We start from the raw sequence: 20295 nt of genomic DNA, 5'->3' as shown, positions 1-20295 counted from the left end.
TAACACGGGTTCAAATCCCGTACGGGGTACCACTTAAAGGGTGGCAAGCACATGGGCTTACCACTCTTTTTCTTATAATTGGCGACCATGCACTTCTACATTGTTCATGGATACCAAGCCAGCCCTGACAGTCACTGGTTCCCGTGGCTAGAACGCCTGTTGACCGCCGACGGCCACACAGTTCACACCATCGCGCTGCCGGAACCGAACGAACCGAAGCTCGATGAGTGGGTCGAGGCGATTCGCAACGATATTGAGCGTCCAAACGCTAATACCTGCATCATCACGCATAGCCTAGGCGGCACCGCGCTGCTGCACTATCTCACGGCATTGGATGGCGAGTGGGAGCTTCCTGGGCTGTTCATTGTCTCTGGGTTTGTGAAGAAGCTTCGTGTCATCCCGGAGCTTGACGAATTTATTGGCCAGGCCCACGTCGACGTGCCTGCTGTCAAACCCCACATCGCTCACACAGAGGTCTTCGTGTCCACTAACGACGTCCTGGTTGACCCCGCCCTCACGCAGCAGCTTGCCGACGCCCTCTCGGCCATTCCCATCACCATCCACGGTGGGGGACATTTCCTCGAGAGTGACGGTTATACCGAGTTTCCACAGCTGGGGGACCGCATCACGCAGTGGCTGCGCAGTCTATAGTCTCTCAGTCATCGCTTTGAGCGCTTCCACGTGCTGCACGTAAGCCCGTGTGCCCGTCTCAGTAAGCGCGACCCACACGGCGTCCTTGGCGCGGGTAGAGCCGTACTCTCGGGTGCGGCTAATGTAGCCGCGGTCTTCGAGGTGCTTTAGCTGCTTGGACAGCGTATCGGCGGTCAGCTCGGTCAACTCGGCGAGCTTGCTGTACTTCATTTGCCGGCCGTCGGTGGCACCGGCGGAGTAGAGCGTCGCACAGATTCTGAGGCGATTAATCGGGTGGATAACTGGATCCAGCTCAGGAGATTGATTGGGGGCTTCCTTAGGCATTGGGGCCCTTTATGGCCGCGTTGCGGTTTTCGTAGAGCATCCAAGCCGTTGCTGCCGAAACAATGACCCCGCTGGTGATCATCCATGGCCATGTATCAGGTGTCGGCGTGGTGGACATGATCATGGCGACGGGGAGCAGTACGCGTGACCACGTGGCGCGATCGTTCCTCGGCCCCATGTTGGGATTGGGGCGAACAAAAGGGTTCGCGATTTTGTCCTTGAGGAGGAAGCCGAGAATGAACGTCGGTATCAGGATTGCGAGTGTGTACCACCAGGACAGCTTGGATAGCGCAAGACTGCTACCGATGCCGAGTGCTACAAGTGCTACTGCCCACCAGCCCTGCGTCCAGGTGGTGCGTTGCTGAATCTCTTCAATGACTTTTAGGTCGCTGTCCATGATGTGCCTCCTTTGTTTGCATCTAGTGCAAGTGTAATGATTGCACAGGTAGCAAGTAAAGGGGTGTGGTACTCGGATCATTTGAGTGGTCTGGTTTTACCCCATACCGGTTTCAATCCTCGGCGAGGTAGACGGGAGGGGCACTGGAGTACCAGGGGGTGAACCAGTACTCAATTGGCCTAAGTCCTACCGGTATGCCTTTTCTGGCCATACACTGTAGGTACAACGCATTCCCGACAGAAAGGAGAGCGGATGGCGGAAGTTGAAAATCATCACTATCGCCGACGCAACCCTAGCAGATAATACAAGGCGGCATCGCCATAATCCACAACTTCTTAAAGCCAACACTCGAGCGAAGTAGGAGCCTTGCATCACATGCTGTTAGTGCACGTGTCCTCCCGAACCTCCAGCGATGTCTAACGAGTGCTCCGGCCCCTGCAGCCAACGGCACGCCGGCGGAATAACCACTGATTCGATCCGCACCTAGGCCTTGAGAGTCGAAGTTTACATCGCGGCCATAAGTGGCAACGAGGTTCGGGATTTTATCTGTGTAAAAAGGTCCTTTACCTGCCGATTTGTGCAATCTTTTGGAGATCCTATAGTGTTTAGCAAGTCCGCAACGGACAGCTAAACGAGCCCCGTTCGTCTAGCGGCCTAGGACGCCGGCCTCTCACGCCGGTAACACGGGTTCAAATCCCGTACGGGGTACAAATAAAGAGGGCGACAAGCAATATAGCTTGCCGCCCTCTTTTGTGATCGGGATACGGGGTTAGCGGCCTGGGCTCTAGACAATTAGGACTTCAGCGTTATTGCCGCCCGTGCAGCGAATGACCTCGTGCTCATCGATGTTGCACGTCAGCGAGTAGTTCTGCTGTGTGACCGAGCTGTTGACGGTTACCTGTGCGGGGATATAGGCGCGGAGGTCATCTTGGGAGCTTGGGGCTAAAGTCATCAAGCGCCCGGCTGTGGAGCGCGCAAAATCGCAACTAGTGTTTGCGCCGGCCATGACGAAGGCAATGTTATAGCCATCGCCCATCTGGCACACCGTGGCGGGTGTGCCGTGAACGTTGACTGATGCACCGTTGGCCTCGCCTTGGGGAAGCTGTCCGGAAAGGCTGTTGTAGGTGGCCATCTTTGCAGCCTGAGCGGTCTGGTGTTGGCCTGCGCCTGGTTTGGCTCCCTGCACACCTTGCGCTTGAGTATCCGGCTGTTGAGCCTGGCCCGCAGGCTGATCGGTTGCGGTGCCCGGCAACGTCGGCTCGGGGCCGGCTGGGGCTCCTTCATCGGCGGAGTCAGGGACGTGAAGTTCGGCGTCGTCATTGAGCGGCTGAAAGGCCGGGTATGTGTTCTCGAAAGTTGGCTCACCCGATATTTCGCCTGGGGTTGAGGGCGCTGCCATGTCGGACGATGTAGAGCATCCAACGGTTAAAACACCAGCGGTGGCTATGGCCGCAAAAGCTGCGACGGGACGGAGGGCGCGCGTGGAAATCATAAGACCCACCCTAACGGGATGTACCGAGATTCGCTGGAGAAAACGGAGAGAGCTGCCCAGGCCCGGCAGCGTAAGCGCGGGCTAGGCAGCTGAGAAAAATGGAATCCGGAGCGCTCTTAGTGGCAATCCCAGTGGCCATCATGTGCTGCGTGGCGGTGGCCATCGTGGAGGTAGTCCACGTGATCGCCGTGAGGGATGGCTACGTGGCCGCAGCCTTCGCCGTGCTCGTGGTCGTGGCCCTCGTGAACGGTGTGCTCGGATGCCTCGCACTCGTCCCAGTGGCCTTCATGCTCGCGGTGGATGTGGCCATCGTGCGCGTAGTCGGTGTGATCGCCGTGCGGGAATGCCACGTGGCCGCAGCCTTCGCCGTGGGTGTGCGTGTGCTCGTCGTGAATGGTGTGGGTCATGACTCCTCCTTGAAAGGCTGGGGATTTTCAATCAATTTTCAGTAGCTGACAACGCCAGTAAAGCGTGTTTTCAATTTAGTTTCAATAGTGGGGGTGCTTGGGGGTATTAGCGGAGTGATGTGAGGTGCGTGAGGTGCACATGGGGCAAAACAGGCTAGAGTAAACCCATGTTGAAAAAGTCTTCTCAGTGCCGTGTTTCGCGCTTTGTGTCCAGCCTTGCCTCGGTGGCTGGAGCGTGCTCCCTGGCTGTTGCTCTCGCTGCCCCTGCAACAGCCGTAGAAGGTGTGCCAGTCAGACAAGGGCAAAAGATTGCTGCGGCTGATGGCTCCTTGTGTACTGTTGGTTATGTCGAAGCTAATCGAGCGTGGACTTCGGCGCACTGCGGTCTGAATGGCGAGCAGATGTATAACGAAGCGGGTCAGCACCTGGGTACGCTACGTTGGTTCAAGCCTTCCGGAGCTGCAGGGCATGACTTGGCCTATATTCAATTCGCTGGCGGAACCTATTCGGCAGGAAACCCCCTCACAGGGGATGGCATGACGCCGGTTCCTGGTGAAGGTGCAACAGTGTGCTTCGACGGGCAGGCTGCGTCCCGCCAGTGTGGTACTGCCGTCCGAGGGCCGGGTCTTTTCCCGGGGATGAACTATGCGGTCGACGTCTCGCTGGCACCAGGGGATAGCGGTGGAGCAGTCTCCGTTCCAGGGCAGCCGGGCGTAGTGGGAATTTACCAGGGTATTACCCAGACCAACCGGAATGGCCGGACAGTGACTTTCTCAAACTATGCACGGATGCCGCATGCAGATGAACTAGCGCGCCTGCCGCACCAGGGATGGGTACCGCGCCGCCCTAATCGGGAGCCAGGAAACCCGGTCCGAGTGGTTCAGGAAAAGGGAGAGGCATTGTCCTCGACAAGCAGCACGGGTCCAGAAGGGCTGCGTGGTCTCGCAATGTATTTTGGGCTGAGTATCTAGGTAGCTAGGTATCTATGCATACGGCAATGAGGGTTTGGCTACTGGCGTGCCTAGTGGTTGCCGTTGCGTGGTGCGCCGTGGGAAAGTGCGGCGCTGAGACGGTTGGCAGCGCCCACCAGTACGTCCGCAAACTTTTCAGCTGGAGAGGGGTGGAAGCGCTCGGCTGAACCGGAGATGGAGAGAACAGCGATGAAATTTCCGGCGCCGTCGAAGACGGGGGCGGAGACGGAGGCGAGGTTGGACTCGCGTTCTTCGATGGATTCGGAGTAGCCGTTAGTGCGCGCGAGTTCGACGTCGTGCTCGCTAAAGATGGCATCGGGAACGTGGACATCGGCAAAAGCCGCGAAAATACGCGCTGCCGAGCCGGAGGTCAGGGGAAGTTGGCGACCCACGGGTACCACGTTGTGGAGTCCAATTTCCGGCTCACGCGTGGCGATGCATGTACGGGTGGTGCCGGAGAGTTCGTAAAGCTGGACGGATTCGCCTGTGGCGTCAAGAAGCTCCTCCATAATCGGGCCGGCGGTTTCGATGATCCGATCCCTGTTGCCGGGAAGGGCAGGGCCCGCGCCCCACTTTCCATCCGGGGTGCGGGTAAGAATTCGGTGCGCCTCGAGCGCTGTGGCGAGACGGTGAGCGGTTGCTCGAGGCAGGCCGGTGGTCTCACAAAGCTCGTTGAGTGTAGAAGGTTGGTTGGTCGCGGCCATCATGATGGCTACGGCGCGATCCAATACCTTAATTCCTGATACTGCGCTATACTCTCCCATATAATGAAATCTACGTCCCATTAATTGAGATTTCAAGTGGAGAGGTACATGACTGAGAAACTGACACTCGCAGAGAAGGTATGGCGCGACCATGTCGTGCGCAAGGGAGAGAACGGCGAGCCCGATCTTCTTTATATTGATTTCCAGCTCCTGCATGAAGTTACCAGCCCGCAGGCCTTCGACGGTCTTCGCCTGGCCGGACGCACGATGCGCCACCCGGAGCTGCACCTGGCTACTGAAGACCATAATGTTCCGACGGTGGGAATTAAGACCGGCAACCTTTTAGAAATCAAAGATGAGGTCTCTCGCACGCAGGTGTCCACGCTGCGCAAGAACTGTGAGGAGTTCGGCGTGCGTCTGCATTCGATGGGTGATGCTCAGCAAGGCATCGTTCACACCGTAGGCCCGCAGCTGGGAATTACCCAGCCCGGCATGACCATTGTGTGCGGTGACTCGCACACGTCGACGCACGGTGCCTTCGGCTCTATTGCTATGGGTATCGGTACCTCTGAGGTGGAGCACGTCATGGCCACCCAGACGCTTTCGCTCAAGCCCTTTAAGACGATGGCCATTGAGGTTAGCGGTGAGCTGGCGGAAGGCGTTTCCGCCAAGGACTTGATTCTGGCGATCATTGCCAAGATTGGCACCGGCGGCGGCCAGGGCCACATCATCGAATACCGTGGTGAGGCCATTCGCAAAATGTCGATGGAAGCCCGCATGACCATCTGCAACATGTCCATCGAAGCTGGCGCCCGCGCCGGCATGGTGGCTCCGGATGAGACCACTTTTGAATACGTCAAGGGCCGTGAATTCGCACCGCAAGGAGAAGACTGGGATGCGGCCGTCGAGTACTGGAAGACTCTGCCGACCGACGAGGGCGCCGAGTTCGATACCGTCGTAGAGATCGACGGCTCCGCACTCACGCCTTTCGTGACTTGGGGTACTAACCCGGGGCAGGGCCTGCCGCTGAGCGCTACGGTGCCCGACCCGGAGGAGTGCGGTGACGATGGAGAAAAGGCCTCCGTCGAAAAGGCATTGTCCTACATGGATCTAAAGCCCGGCACGCCGCTGCGCGATATCCAGATCGACACGGTCTTCCTTGGATCGTGCACGAACGCACGCATTGAGGATCTGCGTGCAGCCGCCGAGGTGGTCAAGGGGCGCAGCATCGCGGCGGATACCCGCATGATGGTGGTTCCGTCCTCGGCCGTGGTCAAGGCTCAGGCTGAGGAAGAAGGGCTGGACAAAATCTTCACCGACTTCGGCGCCGAATGGCGCACTGCTGGCTGCTCGATGTGCCTGGGCATGAACCCGGACCAGTTGAAGCCGGGGGAGAGGTCGGCGTCGACAAGCAACCGCAACTTTGAGGGCCGTCAGGGCCCTGGCGGCCGCACCCACCTGGTGTCCCCGGCCGTCGCCGCGGCAACCGCAGTTCTGGGGCACTTGGCCGCACCTGCAGATATTGACGATTCCGCCGTTGCCGGCGCTTAAGGAAAGGGAGAAGAAAATGGAGAAGTTTATTACTCACACTGGCGTCGGCGTTCCGCTGCGTGTCTCCAATGTGGACACCGACCAGATCATCCCAGCGCGCTACCTGAAGTCCGTGAAGCGCACGGGGTTTGCAGACGGCCTGTTCTCCAATTGGCGCAGTGATAAAAACTTTGTGCTCAACCAGGAACCGTTTAGGGAGGGCTCTGTGCTTTTCGCGGGCCCGGACTTTGGTACCGGTTCTTCCCGTGAGCACGCGGTATGGGCGCTTGCTGAGTACGGATTCAAGGCGGTGTTTTCTTCTCGCTTCGCCGATATTTTCCGCGGCAACTCTGGCAAGGCCGGCCTGCTGACGGGGCTCATGGAACAAGAAGACATTGAGCTCATCTGGAAACAGTTGGAGGCAGGGGAGACCGAAACCACCGTCGACTTGGAGGCGTGCACGGTCACCGTGGGCGGCAATAGCTATACCTTCGATATCGATGACTACACCCGTTGGCGCCTTATGGAGGGGCTGGATGATATCGGCCTGACCCTGCGCAATGAGACGGATATCGATGCCTTTGAATCCACGCGTCCGGGATTCAAGCCGCGCGTCATCACGCCCTAACGGACGTGTCGCCAGCGGGGTAGCATTCCCCGCTTCCTGTGGCGCCGGACACACCGCCCCGTTAACATCCTCAGCATGAGCAACCCTTACCAAGGCATTAGCGGAGACAACGGTAATCAATTCGGCGGCACCACCGGGTACGGCAGCTATGACTACCACGACGCCACCGGTTATGGCTATCAACAGTCAGGGGGTTTCGGCTACCAGCAGACCGGCGCTGTGCCTGGTAATCCATCCGGCGGGGCGGGTGCGCAGCCCATCGACGCCATGGATATCGTGGGCCAATCTTTCAAAGGCTACCTGAAGCAGCCTGTGCCAGGGATGCTGGCCATGCTGGTGCATTTCATCATCACTTTTGCTCTTCTCCTTGTGCCGAGTACCGTTGTAGGCGGCATCTTTGCAGCAATGGAAGAAAGCGGCACGGATATTGAGCCTTTGGTGCCTACCGTGGGGATCCCTCTCATGGTTGTCATGGGGCTAGCCGCCTTCGCTTATCTTTTCTGGCTGATGGCGAACCTCTTTAATGGTTCCCGGAAGATCGCTGATGGGGAGAAGGTCACCTTCCGCGACTACTTTAGGTTTGCCCAGCTGAGTGGTTGCGCCGGCGTCTATGCTTGCTTCTTTATTTTGGCAATGCTCGGAACAATTGCGGGCGGCTTCCCCGGACTGATTCTCTTTGCGCTTCTGTGGCCAGCGCCCGTGATCAAGGCTGATAACCCCGAAAAGCCTCTCATGGACTGCTTCCGAGAGGCCCTTGACCTGGTCATGGAGAACCTAGGGCAGTCGCTGCTCTTTATCTTGGTCTGCTCCCTCATCACGAGCCTGCTTGTCTTTATTCCCATCGTCGGCTTCATTGCCGCCTATCCGATCTGGGCGCTAGGGATGGTCCTTTTCACTCGCGCTATGCAGCGCCGCCCTGCAGCGCGATGGGAATAAGGCAGCAGGGCGGCGTAGAAACTCTCTAAGAGACGTGGGCGATGCCGTGCTTAACGCACAGGAAGCGGGCTCGCTAGGTAGTCCGCCCCGGTAAGCTCACCGTCGTTGAAGGAAAGAACCCATACCGATGCTTTCTTGAACTTGAGTTCTTCGATTGGCGCCTTAAGGAATTTCGGCGCGTAGGATTCGAGGATTCCCGGAATGGTCAGGCCTTGGCTCACGATGACCGGAACGCCGCCGCCGTCGACAACGCGCTGGAAGGCCGCGCGTGCTTCTTCCGGAGATTCAGCAAACACATCATCGCCGAATGCTTTGTTCACGGCGATGTCCATGCTGAGTTCGTCCGCCAGCGGGGCAGCAGTGTGCTGGCAGCGCTGCGGCGGTGCACTGTAGATGGCGGTCGGGTGGAAAGGCGTGAGCATCGGCACGAGCATCTCCGCTTGGCGGCGGCCCTTCTTATCCAGCGGGCGCAGGTCATCGTCGCCCTCCCAGGAGCGGCGCTGGTGGGCGCGAGCATGGCGCACGTACAGGACGCGAGTCGTTGGAGTGAGGCGGAGACGTTTCTTAGCTTTTGCTAAAACCTGGGCATCTACGTCGTAGGAGAGCAGCGCGCTGGCCTCGTCGATCTTCATCCAACGCAGCTCATCAGTCTCCTGATTGGGGGTGTACTCGCCGTCGAGCACCCGCGCTAGCCAGTAGTAAACCACCTTCGTGCGGCCTTGCACGGGGTAAGCCACCTTGCCGATGAGCTTTCCTAGGCGCACGCTATAGCCGGTTTCCTCGAGGATCTCGCGCGCGGCAGTGGTGGGGAGGGATTCACCCGGATCGACCTTGCCCTTGGGCAGCGACCAATCGTCATAGTGCGGGCGGTGGATAAGCGCAATCTCCGGATCGTGCGGGTCACCACGCCAGAGAACCGCACCGGCGGCAAGCGTCGTGCGCTTGAACTCATCCGCCGGATCGACCGGGATCTCCTGGTGGCGTCCGGAGATAAAGACCTCCGATCGACTATCTTTGTCCGTCTCATGCATGTTCTTTGCCTTGGGCATGCTGCTCCTTTTGCACCAGTAGCTTTCAACCTCCTCCATCTTCCTCCACTCGCTGTCGCGATGCAGTCTTACGCGCCGAGCGTGCAGGAATGCCAGGCGTGCTTTAATGGGAAAAGCCGATGCAGAGGAATCTAGAGTGAGGTGGCACATGGCAAACGTGGCAGTAATGGGGGCGGGCTCGTGGGGAACCACGCTGGCGAAAGTCTTTGCTGACGCGGGTAACGACGTCCGTTTGTGGGCGCGCCGCGAGGAGCTGGCGAACGCTATCAACACGCGCCACGAGAATCCGGACTACCTCCCAGAGCTTTCACTTCCGGAGTCCATTAAGGCGACCACCGAGCCGGCGACTGCACTGGAAACCGCAGACATCGTCATCTTTGGCGTTCCTTCCCAGACGCTTCGCGGAAACCTGGAAAAGTGGGCGCCACTGTTGCCGGAAGAAGCGACCTTGGTATCAATCTCTAAAGGCGTGGAGAAGGCCACTCTCAACTTGATGAGCGAGGTCATTGCGGACGCCGCCGGCGTATCCGCTGACCGCATTGCCGTGCTCTCAGGGCCCAACTTGGCCAAGGAAGTGGCTCAGGAACAGCCTGCCGCTACGGTCATTGCCTGCAGTGACGCTGCCCGTGCCGAGGCCGTCCAGCATGCTGCCGCAGCACCGTATTTTCGTCCCTATACCAACACCGATGTCATCGGCGCGGAGATCGGCGGCGCCTGCAAGAACGTGATTGCACTGGCTTGCGGCATGGCTGCGGGCAAAGGACTGGGCAATAACACGATGGCCACCATTATCACGCGCGGGCTCGCAGAGATTACCCGTCTCGGCGTGAAGCTGGGAGCGGACCCGTTCACCTTCTCTGGTCTTGCTGGAATGGGTGACCTTGTGGCGACGTGCAGCTCGACGCTGTCTCGCAACCGCACCTTTGGTTACCGCCTGGGCCAGGGCGGCACTCTGGAGGAAGCTACAGCCGCCACCAATGGTCAGGTCGCGGAAGGCGTTATCTCATCTGATTCAATCTTCCGGTTGGCGCAGCGCGCAGACGTAGAGATGCCGATTACCCAAGCGGTCTACGGTGTGTGCCATCGCGGGGTGACTGTCGACGACATGATTGTTGCTCTGATGGGTCGCACCAAGAAAGCTGAGTAAAGCCGAGTAAAGTTGCTCGGTATGACTGAAGCGAAACCTGTGCGCGTTGCCGTTGTATACGGCGGTCGCAGCTCCGAGCATTCGGTGTCGTGCATTTCCGCTGGCGCCATCATGGAGCACCTTGATCCGGAAAAATATGAAGTCGTGCCCATCGGCATTACGCGGGAAGGCACCTGGACGCAGGGCAACCGCGCGGGGCTCAGCATTGTTGACGGGCGCCTGCCCGAAGTAGAACTCCACGATGAGCTGGCGTTATCCCTCAACCCTGCCACGCGTGGGCGTATCCACAATGTCACCCGCCACGAGCACTACACCGAGGTGGATGTCATCGTCCCAGTTCTGCACGGCCCCTTTGGAGAAGATGGCACAGTGCAGGGCCTCTTTGAACTTTCGGGGATTCCCTACGTCGGCGCAGGCGTATTGGCTTCGGCTGTGGGAATGGACAAGGAGTTCACCAAGAAGCTTCTGGTCGCGGAAGGCCTTCCGGTAGCGCCCCAAGTAGTACTTACCGGTGAAGCCACGCTTGACGACGCCCAAAAGGAACGCCTTGGCCTGCCCGTCTTTGTGAAGCCGGCGCGTGGTGGTTCCTCTATCGGCGTTTCCAAGGTTTCTGCCTGGGAAGACTTCGACGCAGCGTTGGCCCTGGCTTATGAGTCCGATGACAAGGTTCTCGTCGAACCGGAGATCAGCGGTGCCGAGGTGGAGGTGGGTGTTCTCGAACGTCCAGACGGCAGCCTCCAGGCTTCTGTGCCAGCCAAGCTCTTGGGTACCACGGAGTCTGAGGAAGGCTTCTATGACTTCGACGCCAAGTACATCGACGAGGGCGTCTCGGCAGCGATTCCGGCTCCGTTGAGTGAGGAGATGACCACCGAGCTTCGCCAGCGGGCAATTGAGGCTTTCCGGGCGCTGGGCGCTGCGGGCCTATCCCGCGTGGACTTCTTCGTCAGCGGTGATTCTTACTGCATCAACGAGGTAAATACCTTCCCTGGCTTTACCCCAATTTCGATGTACCCGCAGGTCTTCGCCGCCGTGGGCGTGGACTATGCCGAGCTGCTCGATATCCTCATCCAGACCGCCCTCGCGCGCGCCTAGTTCCCCAGCCGAGTGCAAAGGCCAGGCACTGAATGTGGAAGCTGTGCTGCTCCTATTGGGAAGGGGTGGCTTTAACGAGGGCGTCGCTCAGACGCACCAGTGCGGAGTTCGCCGCCTCTTGTGGGGTGGATAGTGCGAGATCTTCCGCCCGGCCGAGCGCGAACCACGTGCCGGCCGTGGTGCCCTCTGCCAGGGTAGTGTCCTCGAACCACGGGACGTCGTTAACCTGCTGGAGCTGAACACCCGCGCGGTAGTTTTCTGGGGCGCCCACGCCGCAGCGCACGACGATCTCCTCTTGGCCCGGCGCGCTGTACACCCAGGTGTTCTTATCGCCCACATCGGTGCGGCGCGTGTAACCCTCCGCAAGTGTTTCCGGTAGGGCCTTCTCTAGGGCGGGACACATGGAATCCGGGCCCGCCTTCAGCTGCGACAGTGGTGCTGCATTTGCCTTCTGGGGCTTCGAATCTAGGTGCTTGAAGGCATCCTCCAGCCCCTCCGGCGCCTCGTCCTTGGCGTTCTCCGAGGAGGTGGTTACGGCGATGGCGGGGGTGTACTCGGTGCTGTACCACGTCGTGAGGTTGGATCCGGGGGTGGCGTCGACGACCTGCAGCCAGGATTCCCCGTCAGCCTCGATGGTCTGGGAATACTCCGTAAATTGTTGCGGCAGGTCAACGCCACAGCGCAGAGTTATTTTGTCCTCCGAGCTCTTCGTCCAGGCTGCGGCACCCGCCGGGGCTGGGTCGGCGAGTTCGACCCGTGAGTATCCCATGAGCTTGTCCGGCAGAGCGTCAACGACAGCGGCGCACTCGGGGGAGTCCGCTGCTTCAGACGGAGTGGGAGGCAGCGCTACCGGCTGTTGCGCGGCGCTGGTGAATACGTATTTTGCCCCAAAAATTACCGCGAAGACCATCGCGATGGCGATCCCTAGTGAGATGTAAATTGCGGTGCGGTTAAATTGGGTATCCATAGGGGCTTATCCTATCGCTGATAGCCCGAGAAGAACGAACGTGGACTGCGCGCGCACGAGCGGCGCGTGGCCTGCGCAAGGAAAAGGAGTCCGTGACGGTGGGTTTGTCCCATACCCTCGACCAAGCCGGCGAACGGCACGTTATCCATGAGATTGTCACCGCCGCCCCGAGCGCGCTCAACGGCGACGATGCTGCGGTGCTCTACCCGGCGGCGCCGAACTCCCGCACGGTGGCCGCGACGGACATGATGGTGGAAGGCCGGCATTTCCGGCGGGACTGGTCCACCGCCGCGGAAATCGGCCAGAAAGCCATCGTGCGCAACTTCGCAGACATCGAAGCGATGGGTGCGCGGCCTACAGCAGCATTGCTGGCGATTGCCGCCCCAGGAGATACCCCGGTGGACTTCGTGCGGGGGATCGCGCAAGGCATTGCTGAGCGCTGCGCGGTGTACAACGCTGAGCTCGTCGGGGGCGACCTAACCCGCAGCGATAGCTTGGTTATTAACGTCACCGCGATGGGTTCTTTGGGCGGAAGCGGAGCACCTCTGACTTTGGATGGTGCGCGTGCGGGTCAGAAGCTGGTGGCGCACGGCAAGATTGGGTACTCCGGGGCGGGCCTGGCTCTTTTGCAACGCTATGGCCGCGCCTTGCCACCGGAGCTGGAGGAGTTCTGGCCGCTGGTCGACGCCCACTGTGCTCCCACCCTCGCCCCGGGGCGCGGAGTCATCGCTCGGGCAACGGGCTCGACGGCGATGACGGATAATTCCGATGGGCTCGTGCGCGATGTAGGACATCTGGCTGGGCGTTCCGGGGTGCGCATCGACCTCGACCGCGACGCGATTGCTCCCGATCCGCTGCTGGCGGCTGCCGGCGCGGTGCTCGATATTGATCCTTGGGAATGGGTCTTGGCTGGCGGCGAGGACCATACGCTGTTGGCCACCACATTTAAGGCCGCTCCCTCTGGTTTCCGCGAAATCGGCCGCGTACTGCGCGGCACCGGAGTATTCATTGATGGAGAGGAGCCACGCTATAGCGAGGGCTGGGAGGGATTCGCGTGAGCCACATCGATACTTCCCGCATCCACTATTCGTGGATGCCGCACATCCGACAGGCCCTGGAGGAGAATCTCCCAGGCATCGAGCGCGCGATTGGCGCAGAGTTCTTGCCGCCTGCCGAGGATGTATTCGCCGCTCTGTCCATGCCCCTCGAGGAGGTGCGGGTGCTCATCGTGGGCCAGGATCCCTATCCCACGCCGGGGCATGCCATGGGCTTGTCCTTCTCCACGCGGCCGGGTGTGCCGGCACCGCGTTCGCTGAAGAATATCTACGCCGAGCTTGGCGACGACCTCGGCATCCCCGGCCGCGCGGACGGCGACTTGCGGGCCTGGTATGACCAGGGCGTGCTGTTGCTCAACCGGGTACTCACCGTGGCCCCGGGCCAGGCGGGTTCGCACCGCCGTCTCGGGTGGGAGGCGATTACCGAGGCAGCGATCAGGGCGCTGGCAGGGCGCGATATCGTTGCCATCCTGTGGGGCCGCGACGCCCAGTCCTGCCAGGCCTTTCTACCGGGCACGGACTGCATTACTTCCCCGCATCCTTCGCCACTGTCAGCGCGGCGTGGGTTCTTCGGCTCGCGTCCCTTCTCCCGCGCAAACGCGGCGTTAGAGGCCCGCGGCGTCCCCGCGGTGGACTGGCGCTTGTAAACTAGCCAGCATGTCATATCCCGCCGAGTTGGATGCTCGTGGCCTGCACGAGTGGGCCGCACGAACCGTGGAGGAGCTGCAGCGCCGCCGCGCTGAGATCAATGCCCTCAACGTTTTCCCGGTGCCCGATTCGGACACAGGATCCAACATGGCGCACACCATGGAGTCCGCCTTGGCGGAGGCCGATAAGGGCGAGGCGGACGTGGCTGAAGCCTTGGCCATCGGCTCGGTGCGCGGTGCGCGCGGCAACTCGGGGATGGTGCTTTCCCAGGTCCTGCGAGGTGTTGCCGATGCCACGACAGATTCGCGCGTGGATGGTGCGGTCTTAGCTGATGCTTTGACGCTGGCCGTCACGTTGGTGGACCGCGCGCTCGCTACACCGGTGGAAGGAACGATTATTACCGTGCTGCGAGCCGCAGCCACCGCCGCACGTGAGGCTGCTGAGCAGCCTGGAGCCGAGCTCCACGGCATCTTGTTAGCAGCGGTCGAGGCCGCACGGAAGGCCCTTGCTGAGACCCCCTCGCAGCTACCAGCGCTGCGCGAAGCCGGCGTTGTGGATGCTGGCGGAACCGGCTTCGTAGTTTTGCTCGAGTGCTTGCTCGCTCAGGTCACAGGGCACGCCCCCGCCAGCCAACCACTGACCGTCTCGGCGTCTGCGCCCCCTGACGAGTTCGCGGCGCGGGAGCCGCAGGCAGGAGAAGAACTCGCCGAGATCGAGGCAATTTTCTTCTTTGAGGGCAACCTGAGCGACATTGAAGAGGCCTTGGCTCCGCTGGGCAATAGTCTCGTCATTGCACGGGCCACGGAAACCTCCGCCAGCGTGCACATCCATAGCGCTGAGGCGGGGGCCGTGATCGAAAAGGCCTATGCCCTGGGAAATGTCAGCAACCTGCGGCTCGAAGCGCTACCGCAGGCGGGTCAGGCGGCCCGATGCGAAGATTCTGCTGGTGGCGGGGGAGCACAGCGGCGTATCTTTGCTGCGGTGCCTGAAGGGGCCGCGCGGGAGCTTTTTGAGAAGGTGGGGGCGGACGTCGTCCAGCCCGGCGAAGAGCTGCAGAGCGCCGGGGAGGGAGATCTTTTCTTACCCAATGGCTGCGGTGGCGACCCAGGCAAGGCGACTGTCATTCCGACCGATTCCCTGGTTGCCGGGCTAGCGGCGCTCTCGGTTTATACGCCGAGTTCTGCGCACACCGACGACGTGCTCGCCGCTATGACGGACGCTGCCGGCTCCATGCGGGTGGCTTATCCAGATAGAGAAAGCGTGGCTGGGATTCTAGCAGCATGCCGTACTCAGCTGGGCTATGGCGGCGAGCAGATCACGGTGCTGACTGGCCTTGAGCTAGATGAAGAGGAGTTAGCCCGTAAACTGGGGATTGAGGTCGTCGTTCTGCGCGTGCCTGGACTGCGCACTGAGATTGGGGTGGAGTAGGCCATGTTGGGCTGGCAGGATGACCGCGCACTGACGGAAATCTTGGCAAAGAAGGATGCCGCGGCTTTCAAGCGCGCCTTCGGATACACCACGTGCGGGGAGCTGCTCAGCCACTATCCGCGCGATTACATCCGCCACAATAAGGACGTGGGCCTCGGCGGTGCTGAGGATGGTGAACACGTCACCATCACTGGCGTTATCGAGGATCTCCGCGTTAAGCACACTTCTAAAGCCATGGTGTTTATCCTCTACATGGATAGCGGAGTCCAGGCCTCCTTTTTCAATGCACACTACGTGCAACGCGTGCTTGGGCGAGGCATGCGCGTCATGCTCTCGGGCAAGTTGAAATACTTCCGGGGATACCCCAGCCTGCAGCACCCCGATTTTCTTATCCTCGATCCCGGCCGCTATCAGGAGTCTCTGCTGGATAGCACCACTGGGCAGGGGACAGGTTCGCTGAAGAAGCTCTCCCAGTTCGGCTCATTGGAGACATTCCTGCAGCGCGAATGGATTCCCGTGTACCCGGCTAGCGGAAAGGTGACGTCGTGGTACATCATGGGCGCTATCCACAAAGTGCTCGAGCACACCCCGCCGATCCCGGAGCCGCTGGACTACCGGATGATGGTGACGCTGGATCAAGCCGTGCGCGAGATCCATGAACCGGGTGACAATGGTCCGGAGCGCGCCATCCAGCGGCTTAAGTACAACGAAGCCTTATCGGTTGGCCTAGTTATGGCCTTGCGGCAGCGCGATGTTAAGGCGCGTACGGCAACCCCAATGCCGGCGATTCTGGAAGGCTTCCGCGATGAGCTGCTCAGCGGGCTACCCTTCGCTCTGACCGACGGTCAACGACGAGTCATTGGCGAGATCGACGCAGATCTGTGCGGCACCGCGCCCATGATGCGGCTGTTGCAAGGCGAGGTCGGTTCGGGCAAGACGCTCGTTGCCACGTGTGCCATGTTGCAGGCGGTTGATGCTGGAAAACAAGCTGCACTGCTCGCCCCGACGGAGGTTCTGGCGGCGCAGCATGGGGCGTCGATTAGCGCCAGCGTTCCCGAAGGAGTCACCGTCACGGTCTTGACAGGTTCGATGAAGACGGCGGAGAAACGCAAGGCTTTGTTGGAGATTGTCTCTGGCGAGGCCGATATCGTGATTGGCACCCACGCCATCATCCAGGACAGCGTTGAATTCTTCGATTTGGGCCTGGTCATCGTCGATGAGCAGCACCGCTTCGGCGTCGAACAGCGCGATAGCCTGCGCACCAAGACTCGGGAGGGGACCAGTCCGCACCTATTGGTGATGACTGCGACACCTATCCCGCGCACGATTGCCATGACGGTGTTCGGTGATTTGGCGGTCTCGACGCTCAAGGAGCTGCCGGGTGGACGCAAACCTATCTTGTCCGCAGTGGTTCCCGAATGGAAGCCGGAGTGGGTACGCCGCGCCATCGAGCGCATCCGTGAAGAGGTGGACAAGGGGCACCAGGCCTATATCGTCTGCCCACGGATTGAAGGAGAGGGCGGCGTGGAAACCATGTCGGTCCAACTGCGTAACCTTCCTTTGCGCGGACTGCGGGTGGAAATGCTCCATGGCAAAATGCCCGATAAGGACCAAGTAATGGAGAGCTTCGCGCGCGGGGAGATTGACGTCCTCGTGGCCACCACGGTCATTGAGGTCGGCGTCGATGTTCCCAATGCCACCGTCATGCTGATCCGAGAATCGGAGAACTTTGGAGTCTCGCAGCTGCACCAGTTGCGCGGGCGCGTGGGACGCGGCGGCAATGAATCGGTGTGTTTGCTGCACACGACGGCTGAGCCTGATAGCAAGTCTTTCCGGCGCATCAAAGCTATCGCGGATACGCCCTCTGGTTTTGACCTAGCTGAGCTCGACCTACAGCAGCGCCATGAGGGCGATATCCTGGGCACACTGCAATCCGGAACGAAACGCACCCTGAAGTTGCTGGACCTTATCAATGATCGGGATATCGTTGAGCGCACGCATGCTGATGCCGCCGCATTGGTCGAGCGCAACCCCGAATTAGCGGAGGAGCTGACGCATAATTTGAGCGCAGATGAACAGGGATTTTTGGAGAAAAACTAGGGTAGTCACCGCGGGAAACTGAGGGAAGATAGGGTAGAAGCCATGACCAGAATCATCGCCGGAGAAGCCCGCGGGCGCACCATCAAGGTGCCCGAAGCTGGGACGAGGCCCACGTCCGACCGTGCCCGCGAGGGCCTGTTCTCATCGTTGAATGTGCGCTGGGGGTTCATTGATTCCCGCGTGCTGGATCTGTTTGCTGGCTCCGGCGCCTTAGGCCTGGAGGCAGCTAGCCGTGGCGCCGAGGAAGTCGTCCTCGTGGAGAATAATGCCGCGGCCGTGAAGGTCATTCGCCACAATATTGGGGTGGTGAAGCACCCGCGCGTCGAGGTACGCGAGATGAAAGCTTCGTCCTACCTGGCCACCGCACCGCGCGGCTACTTCGACATGGTGCTCGCGGACCCACCCTATGAGTTCGATGATGTTGATGGGCTTCTCGCCGCCATCGAGCCGGTGCTGGATGATGACGCGATAGTCGTCATTGAGCGCCACGTGGATTCGCCGCACACGCAGTGGCCAGAAGGCTTTGAGCCCACCGGTCAGAAACTTAAGAAGCGGACCTTTGGCATCGCGCGTTTTGATATGGCGATTTATCACCGCAGTGCGGATAGCTCGAAGACCGATACCACCGGAACCCAGGAGGACTAGCCATGCCGACCCACGCCGTATGCCCCGGCTCTTTCGATCCCATCACGCTGGGACACGTCGACGTTTTTAATCGCGCCAGCGAACTTTTTGACAAGGTCACGGTGCTGGTGACGGGAAACCCCGACAAGCCTTCCGGGCTGTTTAGCGTGGAGGAGCGCGTGGACCTCATTCGCCGTACCGTCTCCCCAGAGATCGAGGTGGATTGGTGGGGCGGATTGCTGGTGGATTACACCAGTGCCCATGGCATAGACACGATTGTCAAGGGCTTGCGCTCCTCCTTGGACTATGAGTATGAGCTGCCGATGGCGCAGATGAACCGGCGCCTTTCCGGAATCGATACGGTCTTTCTGCTGACGGATGAGAAATACGGCTATATCTCCTCCTCGCTGTGCAAGCAGGTAGCGCAGTATGGCGGTGATGTGACGGGTATGTTCCCGGACCACGTGGCAGCCGCGGTGATGGAACGCTACCGAGGCTAAGGGGACATGTCTGTACTGGCAATACCCCTGGTTGTCCTCCTTACCGTCATCGCTGGCTCCTGCCTGCAGCGAGTCTCCGGTATGGGGCTGGGACTTATTGGTGGGCCCATCCTGACCCTCTTCCTCGGGCCAGTCGAAGGCATCATGGTCATCAACGTTTTGGCCTGCCTCAATGCCATCCTCACGACCTATTCGATGCGTGAGAATGTGGACTGGGGAAAGTGGCTGCGCATCGGGCCTTTCATGGTCCTCGGCTCTATCCCGGCGGCACTGCTCATCGCGCGTATTGATACCGCGGCATTGTTGGTTCTGGTTGGTGGCGCCTTATTGATTGCGCTGGCCGTGGTGGTCTTTGGGCGCAAGTTCGTCCCGCAGATGAGCGGCACGGGCCCAGCCATCTCCGCGGGCATCGTGGGAGGGTTCACCAATACGCTCGCGGGCGTAGCTGGCCCGGTCATCACGGTCTATGCGCAGGCCGCGCGGTGGCCCAAAGAGGTACTCGCGCCAACCCTACAGCCCTGCTTTGTCATCGGTGGATTGTCTTCGGTTCTTACGAAGTATTTCCTGGGCTCCGGCGGTTTCGAGGGTTTGCACTGGCTGGTGTGGCCCTGTGGGGTAATTGGCATGTGCGTGGGCATTCTCCTAGGAAAGAAGATTGCCGGGCGCGTCTCTCGGGACAAGGCCCATAAGCTATCACTGTGGCTGGCCAGCCTAGGAGCGCTCAGCGCATTGCTGCGAGGCCTTTTCACCCTGGGTGCTTAAACAGCGTCTCGGTATGGTGGAGTCCATGGCGAAATTCAAGATTGAGGACGCGCTCGCCCTGCGCGCGGGCAAGAATTTTCAGATTGACTCGGTTGATGCTTCGGCAACGCCGGGCTTCGACGGCGATAAGGCGGCGCTCGACGCCCGCTTCTCCAAGTACGATGACGAGCTCTATGAGCTGCAGGAGCGACTTTTTGCCAACGGCCGCAGCTATGGTGAGGACGCCCCAGCGGTGCTCATCGTCCTGCAGGGCATGGATACCTCGGGCAAAGGCGGGGCTATCCGTCACGTATTGAGCACCTTCGACCCGCAAGGAACCACGACTGTGGGCTTCGGTAAACCTACCGAAGAGGAGCTAGAGCATGACTTCCTGTGGCGTATCCGCAAACACGACCCGCAGCCGGGACAAATCGTGGCCTTCGACCGCTCCCACTATGAGGATGTCCTCATTCAGCGCGTGCACGAGTGGGTGGATGAAGAAGAGGTGGATCGGCGCATCGAGGCCATCCGCGACTATGAGCTGGAACTAACAGCCAAGGGAGTCAAGGTCATCAAAATCTTCCTTCACCTGTCCAAGGAGGCCCAGAAGGAGAATTTGCTCGAGCGCACGGATCGGGAAGACAAGTTCTGGAAGTATGACCCTTCCGATGTGGAGGAACGAGCCTATTGGGATGACTACATGGCGGCCTATCAGGATGCTATTCAACGTACTGACGAAAACTACGCACCCTGGTACGTCATCCCCACCGATAACAAGAAATATGCCCGGATGGCGCTGAAGTTCCTCATCGTGGATCTCCTGCGCCACCTCGACCTGGAATGGCCGGCGCCCGACTTTGATCCGGAAGTCGAGCGCCAGCGCATTAAGGACGCTGACTAAGAG

At 60.1% G+C, this 20295-nt stretch carries 22 protein-coding genes and 1 tRNA gene; 16 read left to right on the top strand and 7 right to left on the bottom strand.

The window, feature by feature from the left end:
* The first annotated feature begins 87 nt into the window (after positions 1-87).
* The gene (locus HMPREF2537_RS10200) at positions 88-651 is read left to right on the top strand and encodes an RBBP9/YdeN family alpha/beta hydrolase (RefSeq protein ID WP_070528560.1); all 564 of its coding nucleotides are present in this window, start codon (positions 88-90) and stop codon (positions 649-651) included.
* Here the strand turns inward: HMPREF2537_RS10200 and HMPREF2537_RS10195 are convergent.
* Complete coding sequence (locus tag HMPREF2537_RS10195; protein ID WP_070528553.1) at positions 646-975, bottom strand: transcriptional regulator; 330 nt, start codon at positions 973-975, stop codon at positions 646-648. The genes HMPREF2537_RS10200 and HMPREF2537_RS10195 overlap by 6 nt on opposite strands.
* On the bottom strand, positions 968-1372 hold the full coding sequence (locus tag HMPREF2537_RS10190; protein WP_070528551.1) for a hypothetical protein: 405 nt from the start codon (positions 1370-1372) through the stop codon (positions 968-970). Before HMPREF2537_RS10190 ends, HMPREF2537_RS10195 begins: the two co-directional genes overlap by 8 nt.
* Before the next feature lie 635 nt (positions 1373-2007).
* On the opposite strand from HMPREF2537_RS10190, the gene HMPREF2537_RS10185 reads away from it, so the two are divergent.
* Positions 2008-2080: transfer RNA gene (locus tag HMPREF2537_RS10185), tRNA-Glu, on the top strand.
* A gap of 76 nt (positions 2081-2156) precedes the next feature.
* On the opposite strand, the gene HMPREF2537_RS10180 is transcribed toward HMPREF2537_RS10185, so the two are convergent.
* Together HMPREF2537_RS10180 and HMPREF2537_RS12545 are read right to left on the bottom strand one after the other, a co-directional pair.
* Entirely contained in the window at positions 2157-2771 is a 615-nt protein-coding gene (locus HMPREF2537_RS10180) for a hypothetical protein (protein WP_070528549.1), read from the bottom strand.
* 209 nt (positions 2772-2980) lie between these two features.
* Positions 2981-3271 (bottom strand): hypothetical protein, encoded by a 291-nt coding sequence (locus tag HMPREF2537_RS12545; protein WP_083299015.1) that lies wholly within the window; start codon positions 3269-3271, stop codon positions 2981-2983.
* Between the two features lie 167 nt (positions 3272-3438).
* Here HMPREF2537_RS12545 and HMPREF2537_RS12540 point away from each other — a divergent pair, with 167 nt between their 5' ends.
* Positions 3439-4242, top strand: coding sequence for a chymotrypsin family serine protease (locus HMPREF2537_RS12540; protein WP_083299014.1), 804 nt, complete (start codon positions 3439-3441; stop codon positions 4240-4242).
* 50 nt (positions 4243-4292) lie between these two features.
* Here the strand turns inward: HMPREF2537_RS12540 and HMPREF2537_RS10170 are convergent, their stop codons facing one another.
* Complete coding sequence (locus HMPREF2537_RS10170; protein ID WP_070528547.1) at positions 4293-5006, bottom strand: IclR family transcriptional regulator; 714 nt, start codon at positions 5004-5006, stop codon at positions 4293-4295.
* A gap of 48 nt (positions 5007-5054) precedes the next feature.
* On the opposite strand from HMPREF2537_RS10170, the gene leuC reads away from it, so the two are divergent.
* From leuC to HMPREF2537_RS10155, 3 genes are all read left to right on the top strand, one after another.
* Positions 5055-6497: a 3-isopropylmalate dehydratase large subunit gene (gene leuC, locus HMPREF2537_RS10165; protein ID WP_070528544.1), complete on the top strand. Its 1443-nt coding sequence runs from the start codon at positions 5055-5057 to the stop codon at positions 6495-6497.
* A 16-nt stretch (positions 6498-6513) separates the two neighbouring features.
* Positions 6514-7104, top strand: coding sequence for a 3-isopropylmalate dehydratase small subunit (gene leuD, locus HMPREF2537_RS10160; RefSeq protein ID WP_070528542.1), 591 nt, complete (start codon positions 6514-6516; stop codon positions 7102-7104).
* A 75-nt stretch (positions 7105-7179) separates the two neighbouring features.
* Positions 7180-8040 carry a hypothetical protein gene (locus HMPREF2537_RS10155; protein ID WP_070528539.1) on the top strand — a complete coding sequence of 287 codons (861 nt, stop codon included), beginning with the start codon at positions 7180-7182 and terminating at the stop codon, positions 8038-8040.
* 50 nt (positions 8041-8090) lie between these two features.
* On the opposite strand, the gene HMPREF2537_RS10150 is transcribed toward HMPREF2537_RS10155, so the two are convergent.
* Positions 8091-9089: an NUDIX hydrolase gene (locus HMPREF2537_RS10150; protein ID WP_070528537.1), complete on the bottom strand. Its 999-nt coding sequence runs from the start codon at positions 9087-9089 to the stop codon at positions 8091-8093.
* Between the two features lie 148 nt (positions 9090-9237).
* Here HMPREF2537_RS10150 and HMPREF2537_RS10145 point away from each other — a divergent pair, with 148 nt between their 5' ends.
* Together HMPREF2537_RS10145 and HMPREF2537_RS10140 are read left to right on the top strand one after the other, a co-directional pair.
* Positions 9238-10236: an NAD(P)H-dependent glycerol-3-phosphate dehydrogenase gene (locus HMPREF2537_RS10145; protein ID WP_070528535.1), complete on the top strand. Its 999-nt coding sequence runs from the start codon at positions 9238-9240 to the stop codon at positions 10234-10236.
* A 21-nt stretch (positions 10237-10257) separates the two neighbouring features.
* The gene (locus HMPREF2537_RS10140; RefSeq protein ID WP_070528532.1) at positions 10258-11328 is read left to right on the top strand and encodes a D-alanine--D-alanine ligase family protein; all 1071 of its coding nucleotides are present in this window, start codon (positions 10258-10260) and stop codon (positions 11326-11328) included.
* A 52-nt stretch (positions 11329-11380) separates the two neighbouring features.
* Here HMPREF2537_RS10140 and HMPREF2537_RS10135 read toward each other — a convergent pair whose 3' ends face one another.
* Complete coding sequence (locus HMPREF2537_RS10135; protein ID WP_070528530.1) at positions 11381-12295, bottom strand: DUF3515 domain-containing protein; 915 nt, start codon at positions 12293-12295, stop codon at positions 11381-11383.
* A 92-nt stretch (positions 12296-12387) separates the two neighbouring features.
* On the opposite strand from HMPREF2537_RS10135, the gene HMPREF2537_RS10130 reads away from it, so the two are divergent.
* The 8 genes from HMPREF2537_RS10130 to HMPREF2537_RS10095 are packed head-to-tail and all read left to right on the top strand — an operon-like array spanning position 12388 to position 20292.
* Positions 12388-13353 carry a thiamine-phosphate kinase gene (locus HMPREF2537_RS10130; protein ID WP_143342265.1) on the top strand — a complete coding sequence of 322 codons (966 nt, stop codon included), beginning with the start codon at positions 12388-12390 and terminating at the stop codon, positions 13351-13353.
* A gap of 35 nt (positions 13354-13388) precedes the next feature.
* Entirely contained in the window at positions 13389-13997 is a 609-nt protein-coding gene (locus HMPREF2537_RS10125; RefSeq protein ID WP_210383656.1) for a uracil-DNA glycosylase, read from the top strand.
* 10 nt (positions 13998-14007) lie between these two features.
* On the top strand, positions 14008-15426 hold the full coding sequence (locus HMPREF2537_RS10120) for a DAK2 domain-containing protein (RefSeq protein WP_070528519.1): 1419 nt from the start codon (positions 14008-14010) through the stop codon (positions 15424-15426).
* Between the two features lie 3 nt (positions 15427-15429).
* Positions 15430-17526, top strand: coding sequence for an ATP-dependent DNA helicase RecG (locus tag HMPREF2537_RS10115; protein WP_070528516.1), 2097 nt, complete (start codon positions 15430-15432; stop codon positions 17524-17526).
* A gap of 42 nt (positions 17527-17568) precedes the next feature.
* Entirely contained in the window at positions 17569-18171 is a 603-nt protein-coding gene (rsmD, locus tag HMPREF2537_RS10110; protein WP_070528513.1) for a 16S rRNA (guanine(966)-N(2))-methyltransferase RsmD, read from the top strand.
* Positions 18172-18173: 2 nt separating this feature from the next.
* Positions 18174-18650, top strand: a complete 477-nt coding sequence (gene coaD / locus HMPREF2537_RS10105) for a pantetheine-phosphate adenylyltransferase (RefSeq protein WP_070444976.1) — start codon at positions 18174-18176, stop codon at positions 18648-18650.
* Positions 18651-18656: 6 nt separating this feature from the next.
* Complete coding sequence (locus HMPREF2537_RS10100) at positions 18657-19412, top strand: sulfite exporter TauE/SafE family protein (RefSeq protein ID WP_070528510.1); 756 nt, start codon at positions 18657-18659, stop codon at positions 19410-19412.
* A 25-nt stretch (positions 19413-19437) separates the two neighbouring features.
* Positions 19438-20292, top strand: coding sequence for a PPK2 family polyphosphate kinase (locus tag HMPREF2537_RS10095; protein ID WP_210383649.1), 855 nt, complete (start codon positions 19438-19440; stop codon positions 20290-20292).
* The last annotated feature ends 3 nt before the right edge of the window (positions 20293-20295 follow it).

The organism is Corynebacterium sp. HMSC074E01 (genome assembly GCF_001808885.1).
GTDB lineage: Bacteria > Actinomycetota > Actinomycetes > Mycobacteriales > Mycobacteriaceae > Corynebacterium.
This window is presented reverse-complemented; position numbering and strand designations above follow the sequence as displayed.

Bases quoted from the DNA above. Each gene is read 5' to 3' on its own strand.
- HMPREF2537_RS10190 (WP_070528551.1), bottom strand. From the start codon at position 1,372: ATGGACAGCGACCTAAAAGTCATTGAAGAGATTCAGCAACGCACCACC.
- HMPREF2537_RS10115 (WP_070528516.1), top strand. From the start codon at position 15,430: ATGTTGGGCTGGCAGGATGACCGCGCACTGACGGAAATCTTGGCAAAG.
- HMPREF2537_RS10155 (WP_070528539.1), top strand. From the start codon at position 7,180: ATGAGCAACCCTTACCAAGGCATTAGCGGAGACAACGGTAATCAATTC.
- HMPREF2537_RS12540 (WP_083299014.1), top strand. From the start codon at position 3,439: ATGTTGAAAAAGTCTTCTCAGTGCCGTGTTTCGCGCTTTGTGTCCAGC.
- coaD (WP_070444976.1), top strand. From the start codon at position 18,174: ATGCCGACCCACGCCGTATGCCCCGGCTCTTTCGATCCCATCACGCTG.
- HMPREF2537_RS10095 (WP_210383649.1), top strand. From the start codon at position 19,438: ATGGCGAAATTCAAGATTGAGGACGCGCTCGCCCTGCGCGCGGGCAAG.
- HMPREF2537_RS10100 (WP_070528510.1), top strand. From the start codon at position 18,657: ATGTCTGTACTGGCAATACCCCTGGTTGTCCTCCTTACCGTCATCGCT.
- HMPREF2537_RS12545 (WP_083299015.1), bottom strand. From the start codon at position 3,271: ATGACCCACACCATTCACGACGAGCACACGCACACCCACGGCGAAGGC.
- leuD (WP_070528542.1), top strand. From the start codon at position 6,514: ATGGAGAAGTTTATTACTCACACTGGCGTCGGCGTTCCGCTGCGTGTC.
- HMPREF2537_RS10180 (WP_070528549.1), bottom strand. From the start codon at position 2,771: ATGGCAGCGCCCTCAACCCCAGGCGAAATATCGGGTGAGCCAACTTTC.
- HMPREF2537_RS10140 (WP_070528532.1), top strand. From the start codon at position 10,258: ATGACTGAAGCGAAACCTGTGCGCGTTGCCGTTGTATACGGCGGTCGC.
- HMPREF2537_RS10135 (WP_070528530.1), bottom strand. From the start codon at position 12,295: ATGGATACCCAATTTAACCGCACCGCAATTTACATCTCACTAGGGATC.
- HMPREF2537_RS10150 (WP_070528537.1), bottom strand. From the start codon at position 9,089: ATGCCCAAGGCAAAGAACATGCATGAGACGGACAAAGATAGTCGATCG.
- HMPREF2537_RS10200 (WP_070528560.1), top strand. From the start codon at position 88: ATGCACTTCTACATTGTTCATGGATACCAAGCCAGCCCTGACAGTCAC.
- rsmD (WP_070528513.1), top strand. From the start codon at position 17,569: ATGACCAGAATCATCGCCGGAGAAGCCCGCGGGCGCACCATCAAGGTG.
- HMPREF2537_RS10170 (WP_070528547.1), bottom strand. From the start codon at position 5,006: ATGGGAGAGTATAGCGCAGTATCAGGAATTAAGGTATTGGATCGCGCC.
- leuC (WP_070528544.1), top strand. From the start codon at position 5,055: ATGACTGAGAAACTGACACTCGCAGAGAAGGTATGGCGCGACCATGTC.
- HMPREF2537_RS10195 (WP_070528553.1), bottom strand. From the start codon at position 975: ATGCCTAAGGAAGCCCCCAATCAATCTCCTGAGCTGGATCCAGTTATC.
- HMPREF2537_RS10125 (WP_210383656.1), top strand. From the start codon at position 13,389: ATGCCGCACATCCGACAGGCCCTGGAGGAGAATCTCCCAGGCATCGAG.
- HMPREF2537_RS10120 (WP_070528519.1), top strand. From the start codon at position 14,008: ATGTCATATCCCGCCGAGTTGGATGCTCGTGGCCTGCACGAGTGGGCC.
- HMPREF2537_RS10145 (WP_070528535.1), top strand. From the start codon at position 9,238: ATGGCAAACGTGGCAGTAATGGGGGCGGGCTCGTGGGGAACCACGCTG.